Origin of the sequence: Nocardia sp. NPDC050697 (assembly GCF_040654395.1) — a bacterium.
In the GTDB taxonomy this organism is placed as follows: Bacteria; Actinomycetota; Actinomycetes; order Mycobacteriales; family Mycobacteriaceae; genus Nocardia.
This window is the reverse complement of record NZ_JBFAHY010000023.1, coordinates 1-2,252: the sequence shown is the minus strand read 5'-3', so window position 1 is coordinate 2,252 and position 2,252 is coordinate 1. Positions and strand designations below refer to the sequence as shown.

The 2,252-nt window shown below is 70.9% G+C and carries 1 protein-coding gene and 1 pseudogene; both read left to right on the top strand.

Annotation, left to right across the window (positions count from 1 at the left end):
• The first annotated feature begins 193 nt into the window (after positions 1-193).
• A complete protein-coding gene (gene hpnE, locus AB0H71_RS33880) occupies positions 194-1,597 on the top strand; it encodes a hydroxysqualene dehydroxylase HpnE (RefSeq protein ID WP_357029667.1) in 1,404 nt (467 codons plus the stop codon).
• A 203-nt stretch (positions 1,598-1,800) separates the two neighbouring features.
• Positions 1,801-2,252: pseudogene (locus tag AB0H71_RS33875) on the top strand (lytic transglycosylase); the annotation flags it as partial.

The following is a 2,252-nucleotide window of genomic DNA, read 5'->3' as shown; positions in this document are numbered from 1 at the left end:
GCTAAGCCTGCCAGCGCCGATGGTACTGCACTCGACAGGGTGTGGGAGAGTAGGACACCGCCGGAACAATTGTTCACTGAAGGCCCCGACCATTAGGTCGGGGCCTTCAGTCGTTTCCGGGGAAGAATTCCCGCCCGTGCCCTAGCCTGAGAGTCTGACACTGTTTTTCTCTCAAACTCTTCTGGGGTGCGGAATGGACGAGCACATTGTGGTGGCCGGTGCGGGCCTCGCGGGCCTGGCCTCGGCGGTCTGGCTGGCCGAGCGCGGCTACCGGGTCACGCTGCTGGAGAAGCGCGGACGGCTCGGCGGCAGGACCATGTCCTTCGACGTGGCGGGGCTGGACGAGCCGCTGGACAACGGTCCGCACCTCTTCGCCGGGTGCTACGACGCGCTGCTCCGGTATGTCGACACGATCGGCACCGGGGATCAGTTGCTCTGGGACGCACCGCCGTTCGCCATCAGGACCGGCACCGACGAACTGCTCACGCTGCGCGGGCCGGACTGGTGGCCGCTGAGCCTGCGCCGCACCCTCGGGCTGGCCTGGATGGCGTGGCCGCCGATCCCGGTGCGCGACCGGCCCGCGGTGCTGCGGGTCTGGGCGGCGCTGCTGCGCCAGGCGGTGCGGCCGGACCCGGCGCTGGACGAGATCACGGTGAGCCGGTGGTTCGACCGGCTCCGCGTCCCGGCCTCGTTTCGGGAGCTCGTGCTCGACCAGTTCGTCATCGGGCTGCTCAACGAGAAACCGGACCGGGTCTCCGCCTACACCTTCGCGCAGACCCTGCACTTCGTCTCCAAGCGGGCGCGCGGCAATGCCAGGGCGGGCGACGCGGTGTGGCCGCGGGTGAGCCTGCACGAGCTGTTCGTCGCCCCGGCCGAGCGGTACCTGGCCGAGCGCGGCGCGGTGATCCGCACCGGGAGCGGGGTCGACGATGTCGAGCTCGACGGGGACCGGATCACCGGTGTGCGGCTGCGCGACGGCGAGCTGCTCGCGGCCGACGCGGTGGTGCTCGCCGTTCCGCCGTGGGCGCTCACCACGCTGCTCGATCGCGGGGCGCTCGGGCTGCACGAGCACTTCGCGCCCGCGCGGAAGATCGAGGCCGCGCCCATCTCCAGCGTGTACGTGTGGCTCGATCGGCCGCTCGGGCTGCGTCGCTACGCGGAGAACCTGCGCGGCACCACCATCGAGTGGGTCTTCGACACCGGGCGCATGCAGGGCACCGCGCCGGCGGGGATCGACGCCGCGGGGCCGGGGCACTGCTACGCGCTCGCGGTCAGCGCCTCCTGGGATGTCGTGCACACGCCGAACGCGGAGTTCGTGGCGGCGGCGCTGGAATCGCTGCGCGCCAACTATCCGGCGATGGCCGAGGCCGAGGTGCTGCGGACGCACGTCATCCACCAGCCGCAGGCGACCTTCTCCGCGCAACCCGGCTTCGAGACGCTGCGGCTCGCCCAGCGGACCCCAATCGACGGCCTCTTCCTGGCCGGGGATTGGACCGACACCGAGCTGCCCTCGACCATGGAGGCAGCCGCGGAGAGCGCCGTTCGAGCGGTCGGCGAGGTGACCCGCTACCTCGCGGCGACACCCGCGCCACGCTGACGGTGCGCACGAAGGGTCCCGGAACCGGGCCGCGGATCGTACCCTGGACAGGAGCGCCCGGGTGGCGCCGCCGGCATCGAGGCGAGGAGGCCAGGGTGTGAGGTTTCTGAGAAGTTCATGAAGCCTCCACGGTATTTTCCCCGCTTTTGCTATGGTCCAAGCAGCGTAAGTTAGTGCCGATTCGGCACTAGTAGCGTGTGCCGGTGGGGGATCGGCGCCGCGACCGAGAGGACGGTGTCGTCGATATGCGCAAGTCTGCCCCGGTAACGGTGTCGCTTCTGGTAGCCGCCGGGCTGGTGTCCGTCGGCTCCGGATCGGTGGTCTCGGCGGGTGGCGCCGGGGATGCCGGTGAAGCGCTGCTGGTCGGCTCCACCGGCTCGGACGCCGCCGTCGCGCAGGAGCCGGCACCCGCCTCCCGGATCGTGGGGTTGCTCCCGGTCGAGGGTGGGGTGGCGCGCGAATTGCGGGCGGTGGTGCCGCCGGCGGATGGTGCGGTTCCGGTGGGGGGTGGTCCGGTGTTGCGGAGTATCGCGTTGCCGTCGGGGTCGGGGTTGCTGGGGATTCCGGAGGTGGTGCTGGCGGCGTATCGGAATGCGGAGCTGGCGTTGGCGTCGGCGCAGCCGGGGTGTGGGGTGTCGTGGAGTCTTTTGGCGGG